This is a genomic window from Curtobacterium sp. NPDC088465 (genome assembly GCF_044753165.1).
In the GTDB taxonomy this organism is placed as follows: Bacteria; Actinomycetota; Actinomycetes; order Actinomycetales; family Microbacteriaceae; genus Curtobacterium.
In genome coordinates, this window is record NZ_JBIVMR010000001.1 from 1,115,009 (window position 1) to 1,141,042 (window position 26,034).

At 72.9% G+C, this 26,034-nt stretch carries 27 protein-coding genes; 15 read left to right on the top strand and 12 right to left on the bottom strand.

The annotated features are described in order from the left end of the window. Positions 1-8: 8 nt before the first annotated feature. Positions 9-377 carry a DUF4190 domain-containing protein gene (locus ACIP6W_RS05180; RefSeq protein ID WP_400428561.1) on the top strand — a complete coding sequence of 123 codons (369 nt, stop codon included), beginning with the start codon at positions 9-11 and terminating at the stop codon, positions 375-377. 46 nt (positions 378-423) lie between these two features. On the opposite strand, the gene ACIP6W_RS05185 is transcribed toward ACIP6W_RS05180, so the two are convergent. Next, entirely contained in the window at positions 424-1,578 is a 1,155-nt protein-coding gene (locus ACIP6W_RS05185) for a substrate-binding domain-containing protein (RefSeq protein ID WP_400428563.1), read from the bottom strand. A gap of 126 nt (positions 1,579-1,704) precedes the next feature. Here ACIP6W_RS05185 and ACIP6W_RS05190 point away from each other — a divergent pair, with 126 nt between their 5' ends. From ACIP6W_RS05190 to ACIP6W_RS05205, 4 genes are all read left to right on the top strand, one after another. After that, a complete protein-coding gene (locus ACIP6W_RS05190) occupies positions 1,705-3,096 on the top strand; it encodes an MFS transporter (RefSeq protein WP_400428565.1) in 1,392 nt (463 codons plus the stop codon). A gap of 9 nt (positions 3,097-3,105) precedes the next feature. Then, positions 3,106-3,801, top strand: a complete 696-nt coding sequence (gene nucS, locus ACIP6W_RS05195; protein WP_066651293.1) for an endonuclease NucS — start codon at positions 3,106-3,108, stop codon at positions 3,799-3,801. 166 nt (positions 3,802-3,967) lie between these two features. Further along, positions 3,968-4,636, top strand: a complete 669-nt coding sequence (locus ACIP6W_RS05200; protein ID WP_271825926.1) for an HAD hydrolase-like protein — start codon at positions 3,968-3,970, stop codon at positions 4,634-4,636. Positions 4,637-4,646: 10 nt separating this feature from the next. Next, positions 4,647-5,894 (top strand): CynX/NimT family MFS transporter, encoded by a 1,248-nt coding sequence (locus ACIP6W_RS05205; RefSeq protein ID WP_251154360.1) that lies wholly within the window; start codon positions 4,647-4,649, stop codon positions 5,892-5,894. A 202-nt stretch (positions 5,895-6,096) separates the two neighbouring features. Here the strand turns inward: ACIP6W_RS05205 and ACIP6W_RS05210 are convergent, their stop codons facing one another. Continuing rightward, the gene (locus ACIP6W_RS05210; protein WP_400428567.1) at positions 6,097-6,930 is read right to left on the bottom strand and encodes an NmrA family NAD(P)-binding protein; all 834 of its coding nucleotides are present in this window, start codon (positions 6,928-6,930) and stop codon (positions 6,097-6,099) included. 70 nt (positions 6,931-7,000) lie between these two features. Continuing rightward, the gene (locus tag ACIP6W_RS05215) at positions 7,001-7,642 is read right to left on the bottom strand and encodes a nucleoside/nucleotide kinase family protein (RefSeq protein WP_081984515.1); all 642 of its coding nucleotides are present in this window, start codon (positions 7,640-7,642) and stop codon (positions 7,001-7,003) included. Positions 7,643-7,679: 37 nt separating this feature from the next. On the opposite strand from ACIP6W_RS05215, the gene ACIP6W_RS05220 reads away from it, so the two are divergent. Next, entirely contained in the window at positions 7,680-8,048 is a 369-nt protein-coding gene (locus ACIP6W_RS05220; RefSeq protein WP_251154363.1) for a VOC family protein, read from the top strand. Here the strand turns inward: ACIP6W_RS05220 and ACIP6W_RS05225 are convergent. Next, positions 8,029-8,379, bottom strand: coding sequence for a hypothetical protein (locus tag ACIP6W_RS05225; RefSeq protein WP_066651271.1), 351 nt, complete (start codon positions 8,377-8,379; stop codon positions 8,029-8,031). The two genes, ACIP6W_RS05220 and ACIP6W_RS05225, sit on opposite strands and share 20 nt — an antisense overlap. Continuing rightward, positions 8,376-8,810, bottom strand: coding sequence for an NUDIX hydrolase (locus ACIP6W_RS05230; RefSeq protein ID WP_066651264.1), 435 nt, complete (start codon positions 8,808-8,810; stop codon positions 8,376-8,378). Before ACIP6W_RS05230 ends, ACIP6W_RS05225 begins: the two co-directional genes overlap by 4 nt. 305 nt (positions 8,811-9,115) lie before the next feature. Between ACIP6W_RS05230 and ACIP6W_RS05235 the strand changes: the two genes are divergently transcribed. Both ACIP6W_RS05235 and ACIP6W_RS05240 read left to right on the top strand, forming a co-directional pair. Then, complete coding sequence (locus ACIP6W_RS05235; RefSeq protein WP_066651262.1) at positions 9,116-10,417, top strand: esterase family protein; 1,302 nt, start codon at positions 9,116-9,118, stop codon at positions 10,415-10,417. Between the two features lie 13 nt (positions 10,418-10,430). Beyond that, positions 10,431-11,192 carry a DUF4184 family protein gene (locus tag ACIP6W_RS05240; protein WP_158407715.1) on the top strand — a complete coding sequence of 254 codons (762 nt, stop codon included), beginning with the start codon at positions 10,431-10,433 and terminating at the stop codon, positions 11,190-11,192. Between the two features lie 97 nt (positions 11,193-11,289). On the opposite strand, the gene ACIP6W_RS05245 is transcribed toward ACIP6W_RS05240, so the two are convergent. Next, a complete protein-coding gene (locus tag ACIP6W_RS05245) occupies positions 11,290-11,874 on the bottom strand; it encodes a TetR/AcrR family transcriptional regulator (RefSeq protein WP_066651253.1) in 585 nt (194 codons plus the stop codon). 161 nt (positions 11,875-12,035) lie between these two features. Here ACIP6W_RS05245 and ACIP6W_RS05250 point away from each other — a divergent pair, with 161 nt between their 5' ends. Then, complete coding sequence (locus ACIP6W_RS05250; RefSeq protein ID WP_400428571.1) at positions 12,036-12,674, top strand: AmiS/UreI family transporter; 639 nt, start codon at positions 12,036-12,038, stop codon at positions 12,672-12,674. A gap of 37 nt (positions 12,675-12,711) precedes the next feature. After that, positions 12,712-13,956, top strand: coding sequence for an acyl-CoA dehydrogenase family protein (locus ACIP6W_RS05255; protein WP_066651251.1), 1,245 nt, complete (start codon positions 12,712-12,714; stop codon positions 13,954-13,956). Between the two features lie 87 nt (positions 13,957-14,043). Here ACIP6W_RS05255 and ACIP6W_RS05260 read toward each other — a convergent pair whose 3' ends face one another. Both ACIP6W_RS05260 and ACIP6W_RS05265 read right to left on the bottom strand, forming a co-directional pair. Continuing rightward, positions 14,044-15,366, bottom strand: coding sequence for a carboxylesterase family protein (locus tag ACIP6W_RS05260; protein ID WP_400428573.1), 1,323 nt, complete (start codon positions 15,364-15,366; stop codon positions 14,044-14,046). Positions 15,367-15,476: 110 nt separating this feature from the next. Then, complete coding sequence (locus ACIP6W_RS05265) at positions 15,477-16,772, bottom strand: MFS transporter (RefSeq protein ID WP_066651247.1); 1,296 nt, start codon at positions 16,770-16,772, stop codon at positions 15,477-15,479. A gap of 239 nt (positions 16,773-17,011) precedes the next feature. Here ACIP6W_RS05265 and ACIP6W_RS05270 point away from each other — a divergent pair, with 239 nt between their 5' ends. The 3 genes from ACIP6W_RS05270 (at position 17,012) to ACIP6W_RS05280 (ending at position 19,728) form a co-directional block, all read left to right on the top strand. Next, positions 17,012-17,812: a sugar phosphate isomerase/epimerase gene (locus ACIP6W_RS05270; protein WP_200884124.1), complete on the top strand. Its 801-nt coding sequence runs from the start codon at positions 17,012-17,014 to the stop codon at positions 17,810-17,812. Next, positions 17,809-18,924, top strand: a complete 1,116-nt coding sequence (locus ACIP6W_RS05275) for a Gfo/Idh/MocA family protein (RefSeq protein WP_251154371.1) — start codon at positions 17,809-17,811, stop codon at positions 18,922-18,924. Before ACIP6W_RS05270 ends, ACIP6W_RS05275 begins: the two co-directional genes overlap by 4 nt. Positions 18,925-19,272: 348 nt before the next feature. Beyond that, positions 19,273-19,728 (top strand): hypothetical protein, encoded by a 456-nt coding sequence (locus ACIP6W_RS05280; RefSeq protein WP_400428576.1) that lies wholly within the window; start codon positions 19,273-19,275, stop codon positions 19,726-19,728. Here ACIP6W_RS05280 and ACIP6W_RS05285 read toward each other — a convergent pair. Both ACIP6W_RS05285 and ACIP6W_RS05290 read right to left on the bottom strand, forming a co-directional pair. Next, positions 19,619-20,566 carry an SDR family NAD(P)-dependent oxidoreductase gene (locus ACIP6W_RS05285; protein ID WP_400428578.1) on the bottom strand — a complete coding sequence of 316 codons (948 nt, stop codon included), beginning with the start codon at positions 20,564-20,566 and terminating at the stop codon, positions 19,619-19,621. The genes ACIP6W_RS05280 and ACIP6W_RS05285 overlap by 110 nt on opposite strands. A 45-nt stretch (positions 20,567-20,611) precedes the next feature. Further along, on the bottom strand, positions 20,612-21,286 hold the full coding sequence (locus tag ACIP6W_RS05290) for a hypothetical protein (RefSeq protein WP_251161092.1): 675 nt from the start codon (positions 21,284-21,286) through the stop codon (positions 20,612-20,614). A gap of 263 nt (positions 21,287-21,549) precedes the next feature. On the opposite strand from ACIP6W_RS05290, the gene ACIP6W_RS05295 reads away from it, so the two are divergent. Both ACIP6W_RS05295 and ACIP6W_RS05300 read left to right on the top strand, forming a co-directional pair. Next, positions 21,550-23,061, top strand: coding sequence for an MFS transporter (locus ACIP6W_RS05295; protein WP_400428580.1), 1,512 nt, complete (start codon positions 21,550-21,552; stop codon positions 23,059-23,061). Continuing rightward, positions 23,054-24,046 carry an alpha/beta hydrolase gene (locus ACIP6W_RS05300; protein ID WP_400428582.1) on the top strand — a complete coding sequence of 331 codons (993 nt, stop codon included), beginning with the start codon at positions 23,054-23,056 and terminating at the stop codon, positions 24,044-24,046. The genes ACIP6W_RS05295 and ACIP6W_RS05300 overlap by 8 nt, the downstream gene beginning before the upstream one ends. 55 nt (positions 24,047-24,101) lie before the next feature. Here ACIP6W_RS05300 and ACIP6W_RS05305 read toward each other — a convergent pair whose 3' ends face one another. Continuing rightward, positions 24,102-25,028, bottom strand: a complete 927-nt coding sequence (locus ACIP6W_RS05305; RefSeq protein WP_400428584.1) for a carbohydrate ABC transporter permease — start codon at positions 25,026-25,028, stop codon at positions 24,102-24,104. Beyond that, the gene (locus ACIP6W_RS05310) at positions 25,025-26,008 is read right to left on the bottom strand and encodes a carbohydrate ABC transporter permease (RefSeq protein ID WP_066651231.1); all 984 of its coding nucleotides are present in this window, start codon (positions 26,006-26,008) and stop codon (positions 25,025-25,027) included. The genes ACIP6W_RS05305 and ACIP6W_RS05310 overlap by 4 nt, the downstream gene beginning before the upstream one ends. Positions 26,009-26,034: the final 26 nt, after the last annotated feature.

The following is a 26,034-nucleotide window of genomic DNA, read 5'->3' on the forward strand; positions in this document are numbered from 1 at the left end:
GGGAACCGATGAGTGACGACCAGTACCCGGGCCAGGGGAACCAGGGCCACCACCAGCCGCAGTACGCGCCGGCGCCGCAGTACGGGCAGCCGACGCACGTGACGGTCGGCTACCAGCCCGCTCCGCCCCGTGGTCTGAGCATCGCCAGCATGGTGCTCGGCCTGGTGTCGATCGTCCTGGGGTTCACCTTCCTCGTGCCGCTGGTCGGGTTCGTCCTCGGCATCGTCGGCCTCCGGAAGGAACCTGCCGGTCGCGGGATGGCGGTCACCGGTCTGATCCTGAACGGGCTCTTCGTCGTGGGCTGGGCGCTGCTCGTCATCTTCGTGATCGGCATCGGCGCAGCGGGCATCGCCACCAGCGGCACCTCGGGCGCCTAGCCCCCATCACTCCGGCAGGAGGCGCGCGGGTCGCGGACCCGGGCGCTCAGTCGCCGACCGCCCGGCGCACCGGCCCCGTCGTGTCGCCGACGCGCAGCTCCGACCGGAAGGCCGCCGGCTGCGGCTCGTCGCCCTCGAGCATCGCGAGCGCGGCGCGTGCGGCGGCCCGACCCTTCTGCTCGAACGGCTGCACCAGCGTCGTGAGCTGCCGGATCGGCGAGCGGTGGAGCAGGCTGTCGTCGACCGTGATGCCGTCGAAGCCGACGACGCTGACGTCCTCGGGCACCCGGAGTCCCGCGTCGAGCGCTGCCGAGACCACCCCGACGGCGAGCAGGTCGCTCTGCGCGATCACCGCGCTCGGGACCGATCCGTCGCCGGTGAACAGCGACTGTCCGGCGATCCGGCCCTCCTCGACGGAGCTGGCGGCGGCCTCGACCGCGACGGCGTCGGGGTAGACACCGCGCACACCACGGAGACGCTCCAGGGTGGTGTGGGCGACCCCCTCCGCCTCGCGCGCTGCGTCGACGGGGCCGCGGCGGCGCTCGGCGTCGAGCGGGAGGGTGACGACGGTGACCGCGGTGTGGCCGAGCTCGCGCAGGTAGTCGGCGGCACGACCGGAGGCCTCGCGGTTGTCGAGCTGGACGGGGACCGCGCCCTCGATGTCGTCGGCCTCGATCGCGACGACGGGGATCTGTCGTCGGCGGAGCACGGCGACCGCAGGGTCGATCCGCACGTTGCACCCGACCAGGACGACGGCGTCCATCGGGGCGTCGACGATCGGCCCGGCGCCGTGCTCGTCGTCGAGGGGGCTGCGCACGAGGAGCAGGGAGGCGCCCGCCTCGCCCGCGACCTCGGCGATGCCGTCGAGCGTCAGGACGTTGACCGGGTCGCGGAACGCATCGCTCAGCCGCTCGTCCATCACGACGCCGATCACCCCGGACCGCCCCCGGCGGAGCGAGCGCGCCCGCGGGTCCGGGCCCCCGTAGCCGAGGTCGGCAGCGGCGGCGAGCACCCGGGCCCTCGCGTCCTCGGACACCGGGCCGGCACCGCTGAAGGCGAGGGAGGCGGTCGACGGTGCGACCCCCGCTGCCCGTGCGACCGCGGCGAGGGTCGGCCTCGGCCCTCGGCGCACGGGACCGTCGGCGTGGTCGCGGGGGTTCGTCGCCCCGGACGCGCCGGGTGCTGTTGCCGGGTGGTCCATCGCCCGTTAGCGTAGTCACACGAACCGGTCGAATCGATTCGACCGGACAGCCGCAGGCAGGAACCCGACCAGGGACGGCCTCGCCGGCGGCCCACGACACGACCAGCACGAGACCGGAAGCTCCGCATGACGACGACGTCCACCCGAACCGCCCCGACGACCCGCACCTGGATCATCGCGGTCTTCGTGGCCTTCACGCTGTCCGGTCTGGCCATCGCCACCTGGCTCGGACGCATCCCCAGCGTGCGCGACTCCCTCGGTGCCACCACCTTCGAGATGGGTCTGCTGGTGCTCGGCATGGCGGTCGGCTCGATCGGCGGCCTGACCTTCGCCGGCCACATCGTCGCGAAGGTCGGCGCCCGCCGGGGCGTGCAGGTGGCCTCGGCTTGCCTGGCGGTCGGCCTCGTCTTCGCGGGCGTCGCCGTCACCGCCGGCTGGGGCTTCGCCGCGATCTGGATCGGTCTCATCGCGTTCGGCTTCGGCAACGGCCTGGTCGACGTGTCGATGAACGTCTCCGGCGCCGCCGCCGAGAAGGCCGGTGGTCGCACGATCATGCCGCTCTTCCACGCTGCGTTCAGCGTCGGCACGCTCGCCGGTGCCGGGCTCGGCGCCCTGACCGAGGCGCTCGACGTCCCCGTCGTGCTGCACTTCGCGGTGCTCGGCGTCGTGGTCTGCCTGGTCATGCTCGCGGCGGCGTCGCGCTTCGGGGACGAGCACCGGTACGAGGAGCACGAGTCCACCGCGACCAGCCCGACCCCGGTGCAGCTCACACGCTGGCAGGTCTGGGCACAACCGTCGACGCTGCTCATCGGTGTGATCGTGCTCGGCATGGCGCTGGCCGAGGGCTCCGCCAACGACTGGCTGCCCCTCGCCATGATCGACGGGCACGGACTCGACAACGCCGCCGGCTCCGCCGTGCTCACGGTGTTCCTCGCCGCGATGACCGCCGGACGCATCGCGGGCAGCCCGCTCATCGACCGGTTCGGCCGGGTGCCCGTGCTCCGCGTGAGCGCCGCCGTCGCCGTGGTCGGCCTCGGGCTGCTCATCTTCGTGGACGTGATCCCGATCGCGATCGTCGGTGTCGTCCTCTGGGGCCTCGGTGCGAGCCTCGGCTTCCCGATGGGCATGTCCGCCGCCGCCGACGACCCCCGCTCGGCAGCGCTCAAGGTCAGCGCCGTGGCGACGATCGGCTACGTGGCGTTCCTCGCCGGTCCGCCGCTGATCGGGTTCCTCGGCGAGCACATCGGCCTGCTCGGCGCGCTGCTCGTGGTGTTCGTGTTCATCATCGCCGCCGGCCTGGCATCGGGAGCGGCGCGCGAGACCGGCGCGGCGGCCGAGACGCTGCGGAAGCGGCGCGGACGCGACGACGGTGACCACGGGGCGGCTCGCGACCAGCAGCCGGACGCCGCGCAGCCCGGCGGGGGCGAGCCGCGCCTCCAGACCGACCGCCCGCACCACGGGACGGACGACACGGTGGCGGACCCCGCCGCGTCCGGTGGGACGCGCGCCGACCGTTAGGATCGCCGGGTGCGTCTCGTCATCGCCCGCTGCTCCGTCGACTACGCCGGACGCCTGTCGGCCCACCTGCCGCTCGCGACCCGTCTGCTCATGCTCAAGGCGGACGGCTCGCTGCTCGTCCACTCGGACGGCGGCAGCTACAAGCCGCTGAACTGGATGAGCCCGCCGTGCTCGATCGAGATGACCGAGCCCGACGAGGAGCAGGCGAGCGCCGGCATCACCCAGGTCTGGACCGTCACGCAGAAGAAGACGCAGGACAAGCTCATCGTCAGCCTGTACGAGGTCGTCGCGGACGAGAGCCACGACCTCGGCGTCGACCCCGGTCTGGTGAAGGACGGCGTCGAGGCGCACCTGCAGCAGCTGCTCGCCGAGCAGATCGAGCTCCTCGGCGACGGGCACACGCTCGTCCGACGTGAGTACATGACGGCGATCGGTCCGGTCGACATCCTGGCGCGCGACGACGCGGGGGCGAGCGTCGCGGTCGAGATGAAGCGCAACGCCAACATCGACGCCGTCGAGCAGCTCACGCGGTACCTCGAGCTCATGAACCGCGACCCGCACCTGCGGCCGGTGCAGGGCGTCCTGGCCGCGCAGACGGTCGCACCGCAGGCACGCACGCTCGCCGAGGACCGCGGCATCCGCGTCCTCGTGCTCGACTACGACGCGATGCGCGGCATCGAGGGCGGGCACACCCGCCTGTTCTGACGGTCGCGTGGCGCGCTCGGCACGCGTTCTGCGACACCGCACCCGTCGATCGACGCGTGCGATGTCGCAGGACCGGCACCGAGCCGGGAGGCTCGCCCCACCGCCCTGCGCGCCCACCGGCCCGCCCCGTGGCCGGCCCCACCGCCGCGACTAGGCTGGTCAGGACATGACGCGCCCCTACTCCGCCATCCTGTTCGACCTCGACGGGACCATCAGCGACTCCGCCCCGGGGATCCTCGAGAGCATGACGCACACCTTCCGCACGGTCGGCGTGCCCGTGCCGGACCACGCGACGCTGATGTCGTTCGTCGGCCCGCCGATCATGGACACCTTCCGGACGGCGATGGGCATGGACGACGCCGGTGCGGAGCAGACGCTCGCCGTGTACCGCGAGCACTACCTGTCGCACGGGGCCCTCGACTCGGCGATGTTCACGGGCATGGACGTCGTGCTCCGCACCCTGCACGAGGCCGGACTGCCGCTGTCCACCGCGACGAGCAAGCCCGAGACACCGGCCACGGTGATCCTCGACCACTACGGCCTGACCGGGTACTTCGACTTCGTCACCGGCGCGAGCGACGACGAGGTCCGGAGCGCCAAGGCCGACGTCGTCGCCGAGGCCCTGCGACGACTCGAGGCGGCCGGCCACGACGTCAGCCGCCCGGTGCTCGTCGGCGACCGGCTGCACGACGTCGAGGGCGCCCACGTGCACGGCGTGCCGGTCGTCTTCGCCGAGTGGGGCTACGGCTCCCCCGCCGAGGCCGAGGGCACCGTCGCCCGTGCCGCCACCCCGCTCGACCTGCTGCCGATCCTGCTGCCGGACGCGGCGGCGTGAGCAGGGACCGGTGAACACGGTCGCCCGTCGCGGACTCCGCGGCGCGGCCTGGCTGCTGCCGGCGGCGATCGTCCTCATCGCCCTCAACCTGCGCGGGCCGATCGTGGCCCCGGCGCCGGTCATCGGCGACCTGCGCGTGGACCTCGGGCTGACCGCGACGATCGCCGGGCTCCTGACGACGATCCCGGTCCTGTGCTTCTCGCTGGCGACACCGTTCGCCAGCTGGGTGATCGCGAAGGCCGACCCGGAGCGTGCGGTGTCACTGGCGCTCGTGATCGTGCTCGCGGGCACGGTCGTCCGGTCGACCCCGTCGGCGGCGGCGCTCCTGGTCGGCACCGCGATCATCGGCATCGGCATCACGATCGGCAACGTCGTGATCCCGGTGGTCATCCGACGGGACACCTCGCCCGAGCGCGTCGGGCTGGTGACCGGCGTGTACACGTCGGCGCTCAACGTCGGGTCGATGATCACCTCGCTCGGCACCGCCCCGATCGCTGCCGCGTGGGGGTGGCCGGTCGCCATCGCCGTGTGGGCGGTGTTCGCCGTCGTCGCCGGGGCCGCGTGGACGTACGCGGTCGGGGCGCGCGCGGCGTGGCTCCGGCCGGCCCGGGTCGAGCCCGTGGTCGCGACGGGTCCGGTCGAGCTCCTGACCGAGACCGGGTCGATCCGCACGGTGTCGGCAGCGTCGGAGCCCGTCCGACCCGCGCGCCGGCTCATCACGTGGGGGCTGACGCTGGCCTTCGGCGGGCAGGCGTTCTCGTACTACGCCCTGACCGCGTGGATCCCGACGCTGCTGCACGACGAGATCGGCTTCTCGGCGGAGTCCTCGGGCGCGAGTTCGTCCGTGTTCCAGATCCTGGCGGTGGTCGGCGCGCTCGGCGTCCCGGTGCTCGCGACCCGCTGGGCGCCCCGCGCGATCATCGCCCTCGTCGCCTTCCTCTGGCTCGCGATGCCCCTCGGGCTGCTGTTCGCGCCGCAGCTCTGGCTGCTCTGGTCGGTGCTCGGCGGAGCGGCGCAGGGCGGCGGGATCACGGTCGTCTTCATCATCGTCGTGCGGATCGTCACGAGCGACGACGACGCCCGGCGGATGTCCGCGTTCGTGCAGGGCGGCGGGTACCTGATCGGCTCGGCGGGACCCCTCGTCGCCGGGGCCCTGCACGGCGCGACCGGGAGCTGGACGGCCCCGCTGCTCGTCGTGCTCGTCGCGGTGCTGACGCTCGGCGTCGCGGGGACGCTCGCGGCCCGACGCGTGCGCTGACGCGGCGGCGCGCGGCGCAGCGGCGCGGCGCGCCGCGGCGGCGAAGCGCGGCGATCGGCCCGTACTCGAGGACGTGGTTCGACGCGCTTGCGAACAACCGACGGCACGTCGCACCACGGAAGGACGTGGTGCGACGTGCCTCCCGTCGTGCAGCAGTACCCGCGGCCGACACGGCGGACGCGCCCCGCGCCTCCCGGCCGGGTCAGTCCGCCTGCAGCACCTCGCGCAGCGACAGCGGCCGACGGCCGGTCACCCGCTCGACGTCCGTCGAGACGTGCGCCAGCGCACCCTCGGCGATCGCCGTGTAGGTGCTCACCCACGCGTCCGCCTGCCACGGTTCCGGGTTCCAACGCGCACGCGAGGCGTACGCCTCCGCCACCGTCTCCGGCTGGTACGTCACGGCGCGGCCGCGCACCTCGGACACGGTGGCGGCCGCCTGGGCGAGGGTGATCGCCTCCGGTCCGGTGAGCTCGTACGTCCGGTCGGCGTGGTCCGACGGGTGCAGGAGCACCTCGGTCGCGACCCGCGCGACGTCCGCCCGCGCGACCGCGGCCATCGCGCCGACACCGGCCGGTCCGCGGATCACGCCGTCCTCGCCGACCAGGTCCTCGACGAAGTCCAGGTAGAACGAGTCCCGCAGGAACGTGTGCCGCATCGAGGTCTCCTCGATCGCCTGCTCGGTCGCCCAGTGGTCGCGACCGAGGGTGAAGGTGGCGTCCGGTGCCGCACCCACGAACGACGTGTAGACGACGTGGGCGACGCCCGCGTCCGCGGCCGCTGCCACGAAGGCGCGGTGCTGGTCGAGGCGGTCCTGCGCCTCGGCGCCGGAGACCATGAGCAGCATGTCGACGCCCTCGAGCGCGGCGCGGGACGCGGTCGCGTCGGCGTACGAGGCGACCGCGACCTCCGCTCCCGGCAGCTCGGGTGCCCGGGCCGCGTCACGGACGAGCATGCGGATCGGCGTGCCCGCCCGGGCGAGCGCGCGGGCGACGGCCCCGCCGATGTTGCCGGTGGCTCCGGTGATGGCGATGGTCATGGTCGCTCCTGTCCTTCGGTGCTGCTGGTCGGGTGGCTCGGGTCGGGTCGCCCTGGTCGTCCGGCTCCGGTCAGGTCCGGACCGTCCGGGAGGCACGGGTCACCGTGGTCGCGACCCTCGCCGCGTTCACGCCGTCGACCTCGAGCGCCCAGGTCCGGGCCGCCTCGTGGTCGCGTCCGTGCCGCACGTGCCGGCCCACCAGACGGTCGACGCGGACACGATCGTCCACGACGCACGCCCACGTCTCGGTGAAGAGGTCGGGCAGCGCGGACCACGGCGCGTCGGTGTCGAGCAGGTAGTTGCCCTCGGAGACGACGAGCCGGGTGCTCCGCGGCACGGCGATGCTGCCGGCGACGGGCTCGTCGACGCGGCGGTCGAAGTCCGGCGCCCAGACGACGTCGTCGTCCGCGACGACCAGACGACGGACGAGGGCGACGTAGCCGGCCGCGTCGAAGGTGTCGATCGCGCCCTTGCGGTCGTGCCGGCCGAGGGCGTCGAGTGCCGCGTTCGCCAGGTGGAAGCCGTCCATCGGGACCTGCACCGCGGTGCCGGGCCCGTGCGCAGCGTCGACGGCGACGACGATCCGGCGTGCCAGCGTCGACTTGCCCGCCCCGGGCGCCCCCGCGATGCCGAGCACCGCGCGGCCGGGACCCGCGGCGAGCGCCACCGCCCGCTCGACGGCGGCGTCGACGGACAGCTCGGTCGGGGTCACCGTCCCATCCTGACAGGAGCGGTGGTTCACTGGCCGCATGGTCGATGCGACGACGGCGTTCAGCGGGTTCTCGGTGCATGACGTCCCCGGGGCGCGGGCGTTCTACGAGGGCGTCCTCGGGCTGCCGGTGAGCGAGGACCACGGCATGCTCGTGCTGCACGTCGGCTCCGGCGCCGGGGTGCTCGTCTACCCGAAGGGGCCCGCGCACGAGCCGGCGTCGTTCACGGTGCTGAACTTCCCGGTGCCGGACGTCGACGCCGCCGTGGACGAGCTGTCGTCGAAGGGCGTCACGTTCCTGCGCTACGAGGGCGTGACCGACGAGCGCGGGGTGAACCGGCACGGCGGTCCGCTCATCGCGTGGTTCACCGACCCGTCGGGCAACGTGCTCAGCGTGCTCGAGGGCTGATCCGGTCCCACGCGTCGCGCACGGGGCCGGGTGGCAGCACCGCGGCGACCTCGGCGGTCAGGCTCGCCAGGGCTGTCAGGTGCTCGGGCAGGAGCAGGTCCCACGGCGGGGGTGCGACACGCTCGAGCGACCGGAGCGTGGCGGTGTCGGGACCGGTGCCCCACTGCTCGGCGAGGGCGTGCACGAGGACGTCCTGCTCCAGGCGCAGCTCGCGCAACCGGTCGAGGAGCCGGCGGACGCGGTCGGGGTCGGCCGCAGCGGTGACCAGGTCGCCGAGCAGCGCCCGCTCGTCCCAGAGCCGGGCGGACAGGTCGGTGGCCTCGCCGCTCACGGTCGTCGAGCCCAGCCGAGGGCGATCGGCACGAGCAGCCCGTGCCGTCGGTGGGGCAGCTCGGCGACCGGGACCCACGCGGCCTCGTCGGTCGAGCCGTCCGTCTCGCTGCGCAGCTCGCCGCCGGTGACGGTCACGCGGAACACGACCTGCACCGCCTTCATCGGCCGCCCGTTGTCGTGCATCCGGCGCTCCTTCGGCACGATGTGGTGCCGGACGCCGAGGAGCGGACCGCACGTCGCCTCGTACCCGGTCTCCTCGAGGACCTCGCGCACGACGGCCTGCTCGACGGTCTCGTCGAACTCGACCCCGCCGCCCGGCAGCGTCCACGTGCCGGCCTCGGGGACCCGCAGTCGGGCCAGGAGCACACGGTCGCCCTCGGTGATCACGCCGTAGGCGGCGAGCCGGGTGTCGTAGTCCGTGTACTCCATCCGCCGACCTTGCCAGGATCCCCTGGAGGGCACACCCAGACGCGCCGCCCGCCACCGTCCGGTGCGGGGACGGTGCGGTCCTCCGCACGGTCGACGGACCACCCGGGCCTGGCCGCTCGGACAGCTCCGGACCGTCGGCCGGCCACCCCCCGTGCAGGATCGCTCAGGATCAGCCGGGAGACCGCCGGGGACGGGCTCCCCGCTGCCGGTCCGGACACCTCGGCTCGCTACCGTCGCTGGACCACGCCGCTCCTGTCCCGTCACCCGCCGGGTGTCCGAGAGCGTCCCGACCGTCGGACCCGCCCGTGACCACCCTGCCGCTCCTGTCCGCCCACGTGCTGCTGCCCCTCTACGCCCTGACCCTGGTCGCCGCCGTCCTCGTCCTCACCGCCGTCCGCCGCTCCTGGCGCTGGGCAGCCGTCGCGATCGTCGCGGGAGCGCTGGTCGGGACCCTGCTCTCCTGGTTCCTCGGCGACGTCCTCGACGTGCTCGGCGTCCCGCCGACCTGGGTCGACCGGGTCTGGACGGGTGTGGTGTGCGCACTGCTCGGGGTCGCGGTCGTCGGACTCGTCCGCGGTGGCCGGGCACGGCGGGGCCGGGTGCTGACCCGGGTGGTCGCCGCGCTGCTGGTCCCCCTCGCCCTGGTGTCCGGCGGACTGGCGGTGAACCGGGACGCCGGGCTCTTCCCCACGATCGCCGACGCCCTGGGGCAGTCGCACGTGCCGCCCCTCCGCCTGCCGGACGACCCGGCCCCGGGATCGGCCCCGGTCGACGCCGCGAGCTGGCGACCCCCGCGCGACATGCCGGCCCACGGCCGCTACGGTTCGGTGCGGATCCCGGGCACCGTGTCGCACTTCCACGCCCGACCCGCGATCGTCTGGCTCCCCCCGGCCGCCCTCGTCGAGCACGCCCCGGAGCTGCCCGTCGTCGTGATGCTCTCCGGGCAGGGACCCGGCGCCGCTCCGGCGAACATCGTCGAGGCCGGCCGCATGGCGACCCGGCTCGACGCGATCGCCCACCGGCACCGCGGACTCGCGCCGATCGTCGTGATGCCAGACCAGCTCGCCCGGGCATCGAACAACCCGATGTGCGTCGACGGTCCGCTCGGGAACAGCGCCACCTACCTGACGCACGACGTCCCGACCTGGGTGCGCGAGCACCTGCACGCCGCTGCCGGCGGGGCGGACTGGGCCATCGCGGGTTTCTCGCAGGGAGGTACCTGCGCCCTGCAGCTCGGGGCCGGCCGACCCGACCGGTTCGGTTCGTGGATCGACGTCTCGGGACAGATCGGGCCGGTCCTGCAGGGTCGCGACGACACCGTCTCGAGGGGTTTCCGCGGTGACCGGGCGGCGTACGAGGCCGCGCAGCCGCTCCGAGTGCTCGCCGAACGGGCGCCGTACCGCGACTCCGCCGCGTTCGTCGCGGCCGGTGCGGACGACAGCCGGTACGGACCGGTCGTCCCGCGGGTCGTGGCGGCCGCACGTGCAGCCGGCGTCACGGTGACGGAGCGCATCATCGAGGACGGTGGCCACGACTGGCACACCGCCGGTGTCGCCCTGGCCGAGGGCGTCGAGTGGTTCGTGCACCGCACGCACCTGGCCCGATGACGAGGACGTGACCGTGCCCTTCACCGTCAGCCACGCGGTCGTCGCCCTGGCAGCACGTCGCCTGCCCGTGCCGGTCGCCGCCGTCGCGATCGGTTCGATGGCGCCGGACACGGTGCTGTTCGCGCCGTTCCTGCCGCCCTACGAGGACGCGCACTCGTGGTGGGGCGTCCCGACCATCGACCTCGCCGTCTCCCTCGTGGTGCTCGCCACGTGGTGGTTCCTCGTGCGGCCGGCATGGTCACCGGTCGTCCCGGGGCTGCGTCGGCGTCTGCCGCGGGGCTGGGGTCGCCGGCCGGCACTCGGTGCGGGCGACGTGCTGCCGGTGGTCGTGGGCTGCCTGCTCGGCAGCGTCACGCACGTCGTGTGGGACGGCTTCACCCACGAGCACGGCTTCGTGGTCCGGGCCTGGCCCGCACTGCGGGACGGCGCCGTCGGCGGGTACCCGCTGCCCTTCCTGCTGCAGGACCTGTCGAGCGTGCTCGGGCTGCTCGCCCTGCTCGTCGTCGCCGCGGTGTGGTGGCGACGCGCCGACGTCCGGCCGGTCGGGCCCCTGCGCCCCGTCGAGCGGTTCGTCCCGGTCGCAGCCCTGGCCGTGGTCGTCGTCCTGGCGCTGGCCGTCGGGGTGCGGTCGTTCCTCGCCGGCGGCGGGATCGGTGGCGTGGTCACCGCGCTGGCGTTCCGGGTGCCGGCACTCGTCGCGGTCGCCCTGGTCGTGGGTGCCGTCGTGCTGCTCGTCGGCCGTGGACTCCGCGGGCACGGGACACGCGGGTCCTAGGACCCGGCACCGGCAGGGCGCTGCGCGAACGTCCGGGTACCCGCGGGCCCCGGCAGGGCGCTGCGTGAACGTCCGGTACCCGCGCGGCCGGCTCCCCTCAGGCCGCGACGGCGGCGGCGGCCCAGCCGGCCCGCATGCGTGCGACCGCCCGGTCCCACCCGGCGAGCAGGTCGGCGTCGTCGCGGAGCATCGCCTGCAGCTGCAGCCCCTCGAAGAGCGCGACGAGCTGCTCGGCGGCGTGCCGCGGAGCAGCCCCGCGGGACTCACGACCGGCGACGACGTCCCGCACGAGGGCGAGGGTCACGTCCTCGAAGAGCATCGTGTACTGCTGCCGGAACCACCCCGACGCCGGGTGGCCCGGGGTCGAGGTCGCGCTGAGCAGCGCGACGCGGACCCGCACGACCGCGGGGTGCCGGTGCCCGCGGTCGAGCCGGGCTCGGAGGTACGCGACGGCCCCCTCCTGCTCGGCGACCCCGCGGAGCGCATCGCGGCCGTCCTTGGTCCACCGGTCGACGACGGCCACGACGAGCAGGTCCCACGACGGGAACACGCGGTGCACCTCGGCCACCGTGACGTCGGCGGCCCGGGCGACGTCGTCCGGGCCGACCGTGTGGAAGTCGCCGTCACGGAAGGCATCGGCAGCACCGGAGACGATGCGGGCGCGGAGGTCGGCGTCGGGCATGTGGTCGATCCTGCCCACGGAGCGGTGTGCGCGCGACCTCCCGTCCGGGGGCGAGCGACGTCGGGAGCAGCAGTGAGCGCTCGACCTCACGGATCGTCACCGTCGGACACAGTGCGACACAACCCTTCCGCGGCGGTCCCCTCGCTGCCACGGTCGTCGCCATGGCGTACATCTGCTTGGTGCTCTCCGGAGCGGCACTGCTCATCAACGGGCTCACCCTGCTCGGTCGGGTCCCCGGCCGTGACAGCGGTGTGTTCAAAGTCCTGATCGGCGGGCTGCAGCTCGTGCTGTGCACGGCCGTCTCCGTCACGGCCGACGGGTCACTGCCCGTCCTGCTCTCGATCGCGGGGACGTTCCTCTTCGGCCTCACCTACCTGTACGTGGGGATCGACGCGCTCGCGGGGCTCGGCTCGACGGGGCTCGGCTGGTTCTGCGGCCTCGTCGCCGCGATCGCCGTCGTCTTCGCGGTCACGAACGTCACCGTCGACCCGGTCCTCGCCGTGCTGTGGGCGACCTGGGCCGGGCTCTGGACGCTCTTCTTCCTCCTGCTCGCCCTGGGTCGTGACCTCGGCCGGTACACCGCCTGGGCCCTCGTCCTCGCCAGCCAGACCACCACGACCGCGCCGGCGCTCCTCGGGCTCTCCGGTCGGTGGCCGGCCGGGGCCGCGTGGACCGTCGGCGCCGCCCTGGTCGCGCTCGTCGTCTTCGTCGGCGCGGCCGTGCTCTCCCGACGCGGGGGTCGCAGAGCACCGTCGACCCCCGCCCAGCCCCAGGTCGTCACACCGACGGCCACCGCCTGAACAGCACCCGCACACGCAACCCGGAAGGCACGACACCATGACCGACACCACGGCCGACCAGCTCGGCACCGCCCAGACCACCGCACCGGTCGACTACGAGACCCTTGCCGGTCGCTTCCGGCCGATCTTCGACCGCATCGCCGCCGGCGCCTCCGAGCGGGAGCAGGACCATCGGCTCCCCTTCGACGAGATCCGCGAACTCGCAGCCGCCGGGTTCGGCGCGGTCCGCGTCCCCGTCGCGTTCGGTGGCGCGGGCGCGACCCTCCCGCAGCTCTTCCGCCTGCTCACCGAGCTCGCCGCCGCGGACAGCAACATCCCGCAGGCCCTGCGCGGGCACTTCGCCCTCGTGGAGGACCGGCTCGTCGGGCGCTCCGGCGAACGCGATGCCTGGCTCGGACGCTTCGGTCGGGGCGAGATCGCCGGCAACTCCTGGACCGAGGTCGGGGCCGTGCAGGTCGGCGACGTCGTCACGAAGGTCACGCCGCAGGACGACGGCACCTTCCGCGTCAGCGGGCAGAAGTACTACTCGACGGGCAGCATCTTCGCGGACTGGATCGACACGTACGCGGAGCGCACCGACACCGGCGAGCGGGTCATCGCGATCGTCGACGCACACCAGCCGGGGGTCGCCCACTCGGACGACTGGGACGGCTTCGGCCAGCGGACCACGGGCTCGGGGACGAGCACGTTCACCGACGCCGTCGTGCAGGCCGACGCGGTCGTGCTGTTCGACGACCGGTTCAAGTACCAGACCGCGTTCTACCAGGCGGTGCTCCTCACCGTGCTCGCCGGCTCCGTCCTGGCCGCCGAGCGGGAGATCGCGCTGCAGGTCAGGAACCGCAACCGGGTGTTCTCGCACGGCAACGCCGACACCTTCGCCGCGGACCCGCAGATCCTGCAGGTCGTCGGCGAGGTGTCCGCGGCCGGATTCGCGGCGACCGCGATCGTCGACCGGGCAGCCGAGGCGCTGCAGGCCGCGTACGAGGGTGCTGCCCTCGACGAGGCAGAGGACGAGCGCCGCAACGACCGCGCCGAGCTCGCGACCGCACAGGCGCAGGTCTCGCTCACGTCCCTCGCGACCACGGCGACGTCACACCTGTTCGACGCCCTCGCGGCCTCGGGTGTGAGCACGACGAAGAACCTCGACCGGCACTGGCGGAACGCCCGCACCGCGGGGAGCCACAACCCGTGGGTGTTCAAGGCCCGGATCGTCGGCGACCACGCCGTCAACGGGGTCGAACCGCCCCGGGTCTGGGCGATCGGGGCGACGCGTCGCGGCTGAGCACCGCGACACCGCAGCACACCGTCGCAGGGGTCGGGGCCGAGTGCCCGGCCCCTCGCGGTGCAGCCGGTACGGGCCCGGTGGAGGTCACCCCCGGTCGAACACCAGCGTCTCGTCGTCCGCCGCCGTCACCCGTCCGGTCCGCGCGAACTCCGCCCAGACCGCCCGGAACGCCCGCCCGCGCCGTTCGACCTCCGGCCAGTCCCGCTCCGGCACGAAGCGACTGCCCACCCACGCCGACCGACCGCCGAGCAGCAACGGCAGGTCGCTCATGTGCACCGCACCGACCGGCGCCACGGACGGGTGCCGCAGCAACCGGTAGACCGTCGCCCGTCCACCGGCGGCCCGGTGACGATCGGCGAAGCGCCGCGCATCGCGGCCGTAGATCACCTCGGACAGGGGCCGCACGAGCAGCCAGCGCAGCAGGGGTCGGACCAGGCGGGACCGCGCGGCCGTCCGGAGCCCCGGGACGAGCGGCACGTACATGCCCGCCTCGTCCGAGCCGGACCCGATGAGCACGTCGACCTCCGGTGCGACCGACCGCCAGGCCCGGTCGGTGTCGCGCTCGGCGGGCAACGGTGCGAACCCGTACTGCGTGCCGAACGGCATGCCGCCGGTCAGGCCGTACCGGCCACCGGCCTTCGCCGCGAGGGCCTGCCGCTCGAGGACCTCGTCGAGCGACGTGTCCGCCGCGACCGACCCGACGGCCCGGACCATCGCCCGGTTCATCCGCGCCCGCCCGCGCGAGAGCCCGAGCGGCGCGCTCTGCACGATCGCGCGGCGGAACAGGCCGCGGGCGCCCTCGCTGATCATGAGGTGCGCGATCGCGTCGGCTCCGGCGGACTGCCCGGACGCGGTGACGGAGTCGGGGTCCCCGCCGAACGCCGCGATGTTCCGCTGCACCCACCGGAACGCCTCGACCAGGTCGAGCAGTCCGAGGTTGGCCGGCACCGTCTCGCCGTCACCGAGGAACCCGAGCACCCCGAGCCGGTAGGTCACCGTGACGACGACCACGCGCTGCTCGGTCACCAGGTCGTGGGCGTCGTGGATCGGCAGGTCACCGCCGCCGAGCACGTAGGACCCGCCGTGCACCCAGACCACCACGGGCAGGCGCTCGTCGGGTCGGACGTCCGAGGGCACCGTGATGCTGAGTCGCTGGCAGTGCTCGTCGACCTGCAGGTGGTCCATCGACGGCAGGAGCTGGTCGACGAACTGCGCGCTCGGCTGCGGTGGGACGGGCGCCGGGGTGTCCGCGCGGAACGGCCCGCTGAACGGCGGTTGCGGCGACGGCGGCGCGAAGCGCTCGGCCTGCGCGTAGGGGATCCCGAGGGCGCGGGTCACGTCGCCGTCGACGACCGCCTCGATCGTGCCGGCCGGGGAGTCGAAGGAACGGGTTTCGGTGGAGCGCACCGACCCACGGTAACGACGCGACCTGCGGACGGACGGCGGACGCCAGACGAACGGACCGGAGGCGCGGTGCCAGCTGGCACCGCGCCTTCAGTCCGTCAGTGCGACGGGCGTCAGCGGACCCGCTTGATCGGGATGACCACCAGCGCACCGAGCAGGGCGACGATGCCGGCGGCCCAGCACATGAGCTCGTAGTTGTCCGGGTGGCTGCTGCCGATCTTGAGGAAGAAGAGCGAGATCGCGGGTGCGAGCGACTGCGGCAGCGCGTTCGCGATGTTGATCACACCGAGGTCCTTGCCCGGACGGTCGGCGTTCGGCAGCACGTCCACGACGAGCGCGGTGTCGATGGCCGAGTAGATGCCGTAGGCGAAGCCCATGACGACCTCGGCGACGTAGAAGCCCGTCACGGTGTCGGCGTGGGCGAGGATCACCAGGCCGACCGCGAACAGCGCCGTCGATCCGCCGACGAAGACCTTGCGGCGGCCGATCCGGTCCGACGCCCAGCCGGAGAGTGCCGCGCTGACGAGCAGGGCGAGCGTGTAGAGGAGCACGCCGAACGCGACGGCCTCGGTGGCCTCCTTCAGGTCCGCGATCCCGAGGTGCTCCTGCATGTAGAGCAGGCGGTACGTCGTGAACATGAACGTCGCCAGGATGATCAGGAAGCGCGACCACCACGCGAACGCGAAGTCGGGGTTCTTGATCGGGTTCGTCCAGAACGACGAGATGAGGTTGATCCAGGTGAACGGCTTGAGCTTGTAGGTGGGCAGGTCGTCACGGGCGACCAGGGCGTACACGACGACCAGGACGATCGCCAGGATGCCGGGAGCGATGAACAGCACCGGCAGGTTCGCGACGAAGAACACCGACAGGTAGGTGCCGGCGAGCACGGCGATGTTCTGCGCCAGGGCGATGATGCTCGACGCCCGGCCGCGTTGGAGCTGCGGCACGTTGTCGGCGAAGCTCGCGAGCAGGGTGGCGAGCGTGGCGTTCGCGGCGAGCTGCGCGAGCAGCCAGCCGAGCGTCAGGTTGAGGACGTCGGGCGCGTAGGCGATCCAGGCGAGCGCGATCGCGAAGACGACGACACCGCCGAGCAGCCACGGGCGTCGGCGGCCCCAGCGCGTGCGGGTCCGGTCGGACAGCGCGCCGGCCAGCGGGTTCATGATGAGCGCACCGAACGCGCCGATCGGCAGCACGGAGCCGATGACGTTCGCCGCGTCGTCGCCGACCAGGGCCTGTGCCTTGATCTGCATGCTGACGTAGACCGGGGCCATGAGCGCCACGAACAGGCCGAACTGTCCGAGGAACAGGGCGACCTGGTAGCCGATCCCCACCTTGACGGTGCTGACGGGCTGGGTGATGCCCGCTTCCGGGTCCAGCAGTGCGGGGCTGCCGGGTTCGGGTGTGCTCATGACGCCTCCTTGAGTCGATCGGAAACCTTGTACTGCAAGGTTTTCCGTCGGCGAGCATACATCGCCCGAGGCGTGATCGACACGTGTCGTCCAGACGGCGCGCGAGTGCGCAACCGACGACGCGCGACAAAAACTACACAGCGGGTGGTTTTTGGGGTAGCGTCGGTCTCGATCTCGCCGGGGAGCATCGATCCTCGACGGGCCCCGACAACCTGACAGGACCGAAGGAGCCCTCTGCCATGCCCACCACCTCTGTGCAGCTGTACTCGCTGCGCGACGCCATCGCCGAAGACCTCGACAAGGCCATCGCCCGGGTGCGCGAGATCGGCTACGAGAACGTCGAGCCGTACGCGTTCGTCGAGCGCGCCGCCGACCTCGAGAAGGCCTTCGCCGCCACGGGCCTGAAGGCCCCGTCCGGCCACGTCGCCGTGATCGACGCCGAGGACACCGCGCCTATCTGGGACGCCGCCCAGCGCCTCGGCATCCAGACCGTCATCGACCCGTTCATCCCGACCGACCGCTGGCAGACCGCTGACGACGTCGCGAAGATCGCCGAGCGCGTCAACGAGCTCACCGCCGAGGCCACCGCACGCGGCCTGAAGTTCGGGTACCACAACCACCAGTGGGAGTTCACGAACAAGGTCGACGGCAAGACCGTCTACGAGCTCTTCGTGTCGCAGCTCTCGCCGGAGACCGTCCTCGAGGTCGACACCTTCTGGGCGACCGTCGGCGGCGCCGACGCCCCGGCCGTCCTGCAGTCGCTCGGCGACCGCGTCGTCGCCATCCACGTCAAGGACGGCAAGGTCGACGGTGACATCCTCACCGCGCTGCCCTCGTCCGAGAGCGCCCTCGTCGTGCCGGAGGCACTGCAGCGCGCCTTCGAGAACCAGACCCCGGCCGGCCAGGGCGACGTCGACGTGCGGGGCATCCTCGCCGCCGCACCGCAGGCCATCCGCGTCGTCGAGTTCGACGCGTACTCGGGCGACGTCTTCCAGGGCATCACCGAGTCGCTCGAGTGGCTGAAGGGCAACGACAAGTGAGCCGCGTCGGAGTCGGCATCATCGGTGCCGGCAACATCTCGGACCAGTACCTGACCAACCTGACGCAGTTCGCCGACGTCGAGGTCCTGATGGTCGCCGACCTCATCCTCGAGCGCGCGGCATCGCAGGCCGAGAAGTACGGCGTGCCGTCGTCGGGCACGGTCGAGGAGCTCCTCGCCCGCGACGACATCTCGATCGTCGTCAACATCACGATCCCGGCCGAGCACGCGAAGGTCGGCCAGCAGATCATCGCCGCCGGCAAGCACACCTGGAGCGAGAAGCCGGTCGCCACCACCGCCGAGGACGCCCAGGCGCTCCTGGCCGCCGCGTCGGCCGCCGGCGTGCGGTACGCGACCGCCCCCGACACCGTGCTCGGTGCCGGCATCCAGACCGCGATCCGCGCCATCGCCCGCGGTGACATCGGCACGCCGCTCACCGCGACGACGATGTTCCACGTGCCCGGCCCGGACCAGTGGCACCCGGACCCCGAGTTCCTCTACGCCGAGGGCGCCGGTCCGCTGTTCGACATCGGCCCGTACTACGTGACGACCCTGCTCCACGCGTTCGGCTCGGCCTCGCGCGTGCAGGCCGTGTCGTCGAAGTCCCGCGAGACCCGCGTGATCGGCTCCGGCCCCCGTGCCGGCACCGAGTTCGCGGTCGAGGTGCCCACGCACCACGCCGCGCTCATCTCGTTCGCCGACGGGCAGTCCGCGCAGACGACCCTGTCGTTCCAGCACGCCCTGCCCCGCAACGGCTTCGTCGAGATCAACGGTTCCGAGGGCACGATCGTGCTGCCGGACCCGAACGTCTTCGACGGCGACAGCACGCTGTGGACGCTCGGCAAGGACGAACCGACGACCCTCGAGCACAAGGGCTCGACCTGGGGTCGCGGCACGGGCGTCGTCGAGATGGCACGTGCGATCGCCGAGGGCCGCCCGGAGCGCGCCTCCGGTGCCGTCGCGTCCCACGCGCTCGACGTCATGCTCGGCATCCGGGACGCCGCCGATTCCGGCCAGGCCGTCGAGATCACCTCGCGCATCACGAAGCCGGAGCCGCTGCCGGAGGACTTCGACCCGGCTGCTGCGGTGCTGGCGGAGGGCGCGAACGCCTAGCCAGCCACGTGACGGACGGGAGGCGCGGTGCCAGCTGGCACCGCGCCTCCCGTCCGTCAGCGTCGTGGGTGCGTCCGGCCCACCGAGCGGGCCAGATCCGTCACGTCCGGAGCCGCACACCGACGTCCTCCGCCCCCCGGGCGGACGACGAGCGGCGTGTCCTGCCCGCTCGTGGGTGACAGGACGAGCCGACCGGCCGACCGGCCGGTCGGCTTCGTCCCGCAGGGGGATGCCGACGGGAGCGCTGCAGTGTCAGGGTCGAGCGAGGGGGATCCGACCGCTGTCGAAGGAGGCGCCACGGACACGACGCACGACCGAGCGCCACGACGACGGGTCCTGCCGGTCCTCATGTCCGCTGCCGCGCTGGCCGTCGTCGCCATCGGGGTCGGCATCGGCGTGCACCTCGAGCACGCTGCCGAGACCGCGCGACGCCTCCCTCCGGCGAGCGCCTCGTCGGAGCAGGTCCTGCGGGTGTACCTCCGCGCCGCCGAGGCCCACGACTGCGCGGTGACCGAAGCCCTCACGGCTGCGCACGCGCCGTCGTCACCCGACCAGGCGTGGTGCGGGCAGCGGCAGCCGTCGTCCTGGTTCGACGAGCACCCGGACCTGCTCGCCCACCGGAACGTCGGCGCCGTCGAGCGGATCCCGGCCGACGAGCGCAGCGGGGTCGCCGAGGAGTGCATCCCCGTCGACGTCACCGAGACGAACACGAGCGGCGCCGACCCCGGGACCCTCGAGGGGTGGCAGTTCTGCTTCCGCCACACCGAGGACGGGTGGCGACTGTACGACGAGGGCTACGGGTGAGCGACTCGTTGCACTGAGCGGCCGACCTCGGCGACCACTCTCCGCCGGTGACGAGCGCCGACATCCGTGCCATCAGTCCGCGCGGGACGAACCGGTGGGCGTTCGCCGTCACCGCGTTGCCGAGGCCGGACACCACCGTCGGGCCGCCCTGCCGCGCGAACGCCCGGAGCCCCACGGCCGCGACCTGCTCAGCCGACTGCCGCCCGCGTTCCATGACGCCCGCCGACCCCGCTCCCCGGGCGGCCTCGTCGAAGAAGCCCGTCGCGGTGGGGCCGGGGCAGAGGGCGAGGAACCGCACCCCGCTCCCCCGGTTCTCCTGCCAGACCGCTTCGGTGAACGACAGCACGAACGCCTTCGTCGCGCCGTAGACGGCCATCTGCGGCGTCGGCTGGAACGCGGCGGTCGACGCGACGGTCATCACACCACCGAGCCGGCGCTCGAGCATCCCGGGCAGGAACGCGTGCACGAGCCGCACGACCGCGGTGCAGTTGAGGTCGACCTGGGTCCGGAGCCGCTCGTCCGTCGCGGCGGCGAACGGCCCGTGGTCGCCGACGCCGGCGTTCGCGACGAGGATGTCCACCCGGGTGCCCCCGAGACGTTCGATGACCCCGTCGACGCCGTCCGCCGTGGCGAGGTCCGCGGGGAGCACCGTCGCCGTCACGCCGTGGTCGCGGCGGATGCGCTCGGCGAGCGCGTCGAGCCGGCCCTCGGACCGGGCGACCAGCACGACGTCGGCGCCGGCTGCGGCGAGCCCGAGGGCGAGCGCCTCACCGATCCCCCCGCTGGCGCCGGTGACGAGGGCGCGGAGGCCACGGAAGGGGCTGCGGGGACGGCTCATGGGTCCTGCGTACACCCGGTGGTGGCGGGATCGACCCGGACGGCGTCAGGAGAGCTGGGGACGACGACGCAGGACCGCGGGGACTGCTGACCGAGCATCGACCCAGGCACTGAGCACCGGATCGATGTACCCGGTGACCAACAGGACGTCGTCGTACCGTCCTCGGAGGTCCTGGTTCCAGATGCGGTGGTGGTGGCCGATGCGGTTCCGGAGGTCGCGGAGGCGGCTGACCGGTGCACGAACGGTCGTCTGCGCTCGATCGGGAGCGCCGGGGAACCCCGTTGCGACGTCGGGCCAGAACCGCATCTGCGCCCGGGAGACCATCTGGTGCCAGAACCCGAACGAGACCTCTGAGATCAACTGCCCTGGCGTCACCGGCTTCCCGTTCTTCATGACGCGGCGCTTCGCCCTGACGACGTCCACGTAGGGGTACTGGTGCGCAGCCGGCGGCTCGCGCCGGCCGAACTCGTACTGGTCGTCGAAGATCCAGTGGCCTTCGCGCCCGAGTCGCTCGTGCCGAGCGGTCATCCGCGCATCGACAGTGTTGCGCAGGGCGACTTCGAGGTGCCCCAAGGAGCCCCAGAACGCAGCCGATGCCTCGACGTTCCAGTCGTACAACGCTCTCGCGACGGACGTGTCGCCGGACGCGGCGGCGAGGTAGTGCTGCAACCGCTCGCGACCGATGTGGTGCTCGACGGAGTCCCACGTCTCGTTGCTCAAGATCCCCCCACTGACGTAAGATCGATGTCAACACCCCGGAACCGTCCCTGTAGGCCCTCATCGGCCAGATCAGACGGCCGGGGTTCTGCTTTTGTAGCAGGGCGCGGAAGTCATCACGCCCGGCAGGTCCCCAGCCGCTCTTCTGCACGTGCCGCTGATCGGCTACTGTTCCTCGCAGAGGGAAAAATCCCGCGCCGCTCACCGGCCGGGAGCGTGCACGCGTCTCACGGGAGTCGCCACTTCTTCATCGAAGGAGTGCACCCGTGTCTGCACACACCCCACCCGCCCGTCTCCGTGACACGTGGATCGCCCTGTCCGGGCTGTCCGCCGTGTTCCTGTTCGAGATGCTCGACAACTCGGTCCTCACCGTCGCCCTGCCGACGATCGGTCGGGACCTCGCCGCGTCCACTGCCTCGCTCCAGTGGGTCTCGAGCGCGTACTCGGTCGCGTTCGGCGGGCTCATGCTCCTGTTCGGGGCGGTCGCCGACCGGTTCGGCCGCCGCCGCACGATGCTCGTCGGGCTGGTGCTGCTCGCCGCGGCGAGCGCCGCGACCGTCCTGGTGACCAGCGTGGAGCAGCTCGTCGTCGTCCGGGTCCTCACGGGCCTCGCCGCCGCGATGACCACGCCCGGCTCGATGGCCCTGACCTTCCGGCTCTTCTCCGCCGACGACCTGCGCGTCCGGGCGCTGACCGTGGTGTCGACCGCCGGGCTCGTCGGGCTGGCGGTCGGCCCGACGATCGGCGGGTTCGTGCTCGCGGTGGCGCCGTGGCAGGTGCTCCTGGTGGCGAACGTGCCGATCGCCCTCGTCGCGCTCGTCGGCATCCGCTCCGGGATCGTGGCCGATCGGCCGGCGGACCTGCACCGGCACCCGCTCGACCTCGTCGGCGCCGTGCTCGGCACGGCCGCCGTCGTCGGCGTCCTGGTGACCCCGACGCTCGCCGTGTCCACCACCGGCTGGCCGACCTGGGCCGCGGCGACCGCCACTGTCGCCGCCGTCGCGGGCTTCGTCGTGCGGGAGCGGACGGCCCCGCACCCGCTGCTCGACCTCACTCTGGTGGCGCGGCCCCTCGTCGCGAGCGGGCTGGCGTACAAGGCCGCCGCCGGGCTCGCCACCGCCGGGCTGTCCTACGCGGTGACCCTGCAGCTGCAGGCTGCGTGGGGGTGGCCGCCGGCCCTCGCCGCGCTCGGCACCCTGCCCCAGGTCGTGGTGCTCCTCGCGAGCGGCCGCTTCGTCGGGCCCGTCGTCCGGCGGGTCGGGCTCGATCGGGCCGCGTGGACGAGCGCGACGGCCGTCGTCGTCGGGCTCGCCGTGTTCACCCTGTCCGGGCGCACCGGGTACCCGGCGGTCGCGGTCGCCCTCGTGCTCGTCGCGGCCGGGATGCGTGTCGTCGGAGCGGTCGCCGGCGCGAGTGTCCTGTCCGGGCTCCCGACGGACCGCACGTCGATCGGGGCGGCACTCGTCGACACCGCGAGCGAACTCGCCACGGCGGTGGGGATCGCTGCGACCGGGACGGTGCTCGCCGCGCTCGTCCCCGGCAGCGTGACCGTCGCCCGGACCACGGCTGCGCACGCTGCCGCCGTCGTCGGTGCGCTGCAGGTCGCCGGGGCCGTGATCACCGTGATCGCGGCGCTGCTCGTCGCCGTCGGGGTGCTCCGCGCGCGACGCGCCGTCGGCACGCCGGAACCGACCCCGACCCCGCCGATGCCGACCTCTTCCTCTTCCTCTTCCTCGTCCACTTCCGCCGACCACCACCAGGAGTCCTCCCGTGCCTGAGACCACCACGCCCCGACCGCCCTTCGACCCCGAACTCGGCGTCTTCCTCACCGCACTCGAGGCCCGCGGTCCCTTCACGATCGACGCCGCAGCCCTCCCCCGCATGCGTGCGCTCGAGATCACCGAGCAGGAGCTCGACGACCGCCTGCGCGCCCGCGGGCTCGAGCGGCGGCGCATCACCGTCCCCGGACACGGCGGTGACCCGATCGACCTCGCGGTCATCCAGCGCGCCGGCCGGACCGGTCCGACCACGGGCGTCTACACGATCCACGGCGGGGGCATGGTGATGGGCCACCACCTCGGCAACCTCGAATCGTACGACGACTGGCTGCTCGACCACGACGTCGTGCTGGTCAGCGCGGACTACCGTCTCGCCCCGGAGCACCCCGACCCGACCCCGGTCGAGGACTGCTACGCCGGACTCGTCTGGGTCGCGGAGCACGCCGACGAGCTCGGCATCGACCCGGCGCGCATCGTCGTCGCCGGCCAGAGCGCCGGCGGGGGCCTCGCCGCGGGGACCGTCCTGCTTGCCCGGGACCGCAGCGGCCCCGAGGTCCTCGCGCAGGTCCTGGTCTCCCCGATGCTCGACGACCGCGATGCCTCCGTGTCGACCCGGCAGATCGACGGCGTCGGCGTGGCCGACCGCCAGGCGATGCACTTCAGCTGGGGCGCGTACCTCGGCGAGCGCCGGGGCACCGACGACGTCTCCCCGTACGCGGCACCGGCGCGCGCCGAGGACCTGTCCGGACTCCCCCGCACCTACGTCGACTGCGGCAGCGCCGAGGTCTTCCGCGACGAGACCGTGGCGTTCGCGAGCGCGCTGTGGGCCGCCGGGGTCGACGCCGAGCTGCACGTGTGGCCGGGTGCGTTCCACGGCTTCACGAGCATGGTGCCGGGAGCGGCGGTCTCGCGGTCGGCGGTCGCGGCCCTCGCCGACTGGACGACCCGGCTGCTCGGGGAACCCGACCCGGCGCCGCGCACCTGACGCGCACGGACGGGAGGCACGGTGCGGGCCCGCACCGTGCCTCCCGTCCGTCGAGTCAGCCCTTCACCGCTCCCGCCGACATCCCCGAGACCAGGTTGCGCTGGATGATCATGAAGAACACCACGACCGGCAGCGAGAACAGCACGGACGCGGCCATCTGACCGGTGAAGTCGGTGCCGGTCGTCTGGGTGGTGAACGACGCGAGCCACACGGGCAGCGTGTAGTGCGCCTGGTCCTGCATGAACGTGTACGCGACGATGTAGTCGTTCCACGCGGCGATGAACGCGAAGACGCTCGTCGCGATCATGCCCGGCATCACCAGGGGGAAGAGCACCTTCGTCAGGACCTGCCACGTACTGGCACCGTCGATGCGCGCTGCCTCTTCGACCTCCATCGGGATCGCGAGGAAGAAGCCGCGCATGACCCAGATCGAGAACGGCAGCACCGCAGCCACGTAGGCCAGGATCAGCCCCGCGTAGGTACCGGTGAGGCCGACCTGGTTGAAGATGAGGAACTGCGGGATGAGCAGTGCGGTCCCCGGCAGCATCTGGACGAGCAGGATCGTGACGAGGATCGCGCGACGGCCACGGAACCGGAACCGCGAGAGTGCCGCCGACGCCAGGATGCCCAGGGCCAGCGAGAGCACGACGGCCCCTGCCACGACGATGGTCGAGTTGCCCAGGTAGACCAGGAAGTCCGCTCGGGTGAAGGCCGTCACGAAGTTGTCGAGCGTGGGGTGAGCCGGAGCGAAGAGCGGGGTGCTGGTCAGGGCCTCGGAGCGGGGCTTGAAAGCCGTGTTGATCATCCAGTAGACCGGGAAGATCCAGACGACGCAGAACACGATCGCGATGGAGCTGCTGATCCAGCGCACGGGGCGTCGGCGACGGCGGATGCGTCTCGTCGCCGCGACGCCCTCGGGGGTGGGGACGGCTGCGGGGACGTCGGCTCGGACGGGGACGCCCGTCGGCATCGCGGTGGTCACAGCTCTTCTCCCGATCGGACGAGGTTCCGGATGTAGAGGGCACTGAGCGCCATGAGGATCAGCGCCGCGATCACGGCGACCGCCGAGCCGGTCCCGATGTCGTGCCCGACGAATGCGGTGACGTAGGTGAAGACACCGAGGGTGGACGTCGCACCGTCCGGACCGCCCTGCGAGACGAGCCAGATCTGGTTGAAGACGTTGAAGTCCCAGATGATCGAGAGCATCGTGACGAGGAGCAGGGTCGGTCGGAGGTACTCGATCGTGACGACGCGGTACACCGTCCACTCGGAGCCGCCGTCGAGCCGGACGGCCTCCTTCACCTCGATCGGGATCTGCGTCTCGGCGGCGTACAGGGTGAGCGCGATGAAGGGCACCGCCTGCCAGACGACGAGCATCCAGATGGACGTGTACGCCAGGCCGGCGCTGTTGCCCCAGTCGGTGTCGGTCATGTCACCGAAGACCCGGAGCTGCGTGAGCGCCCAGTTCACGACCCCGTAGCCCGGCTGGAAGAGCCAGTTCCACACGAGCGAGGACGCCACGTTCGGCATGCCCCACGCACAGATCAGGACGATCGTGACGGCGTAGCGGAGCACCACGCCCAGCCGGGTCATCAGGTGCGAGACGCCCGCGCCGATCAGGATGCTCCCGAGGACCATCGCCGCCGTGAACAGCACGGTGCGGACGAGCGATGCCCAGAAGGCCGGGTCGGAGAGGATCTGCCCGTACTGCGCCAGCCCGACGGCGTCGTACGCACCGGTGAAGAGCGAGCGCTGGTCGTAGTCGGTGAACGACGTGAAGACCAGGAAGACGATGGGGGCGACCGTCACGAAGACGAGCACGAGCCCTGCTGGGGTCAGGAGCCAGAGGGGGGCGAACGAGCGGGTTGCCCGGCGCTGCGGAGCGCCGCCGGGACGATCCCCGGGCGAGCGGTCGGGGCGGCTGCGGCGCTCCGTGCTCGGGCGGGTGGCTGAGACGGTCACGTCTGGCCTTTCCGGTCGGGGCGGGC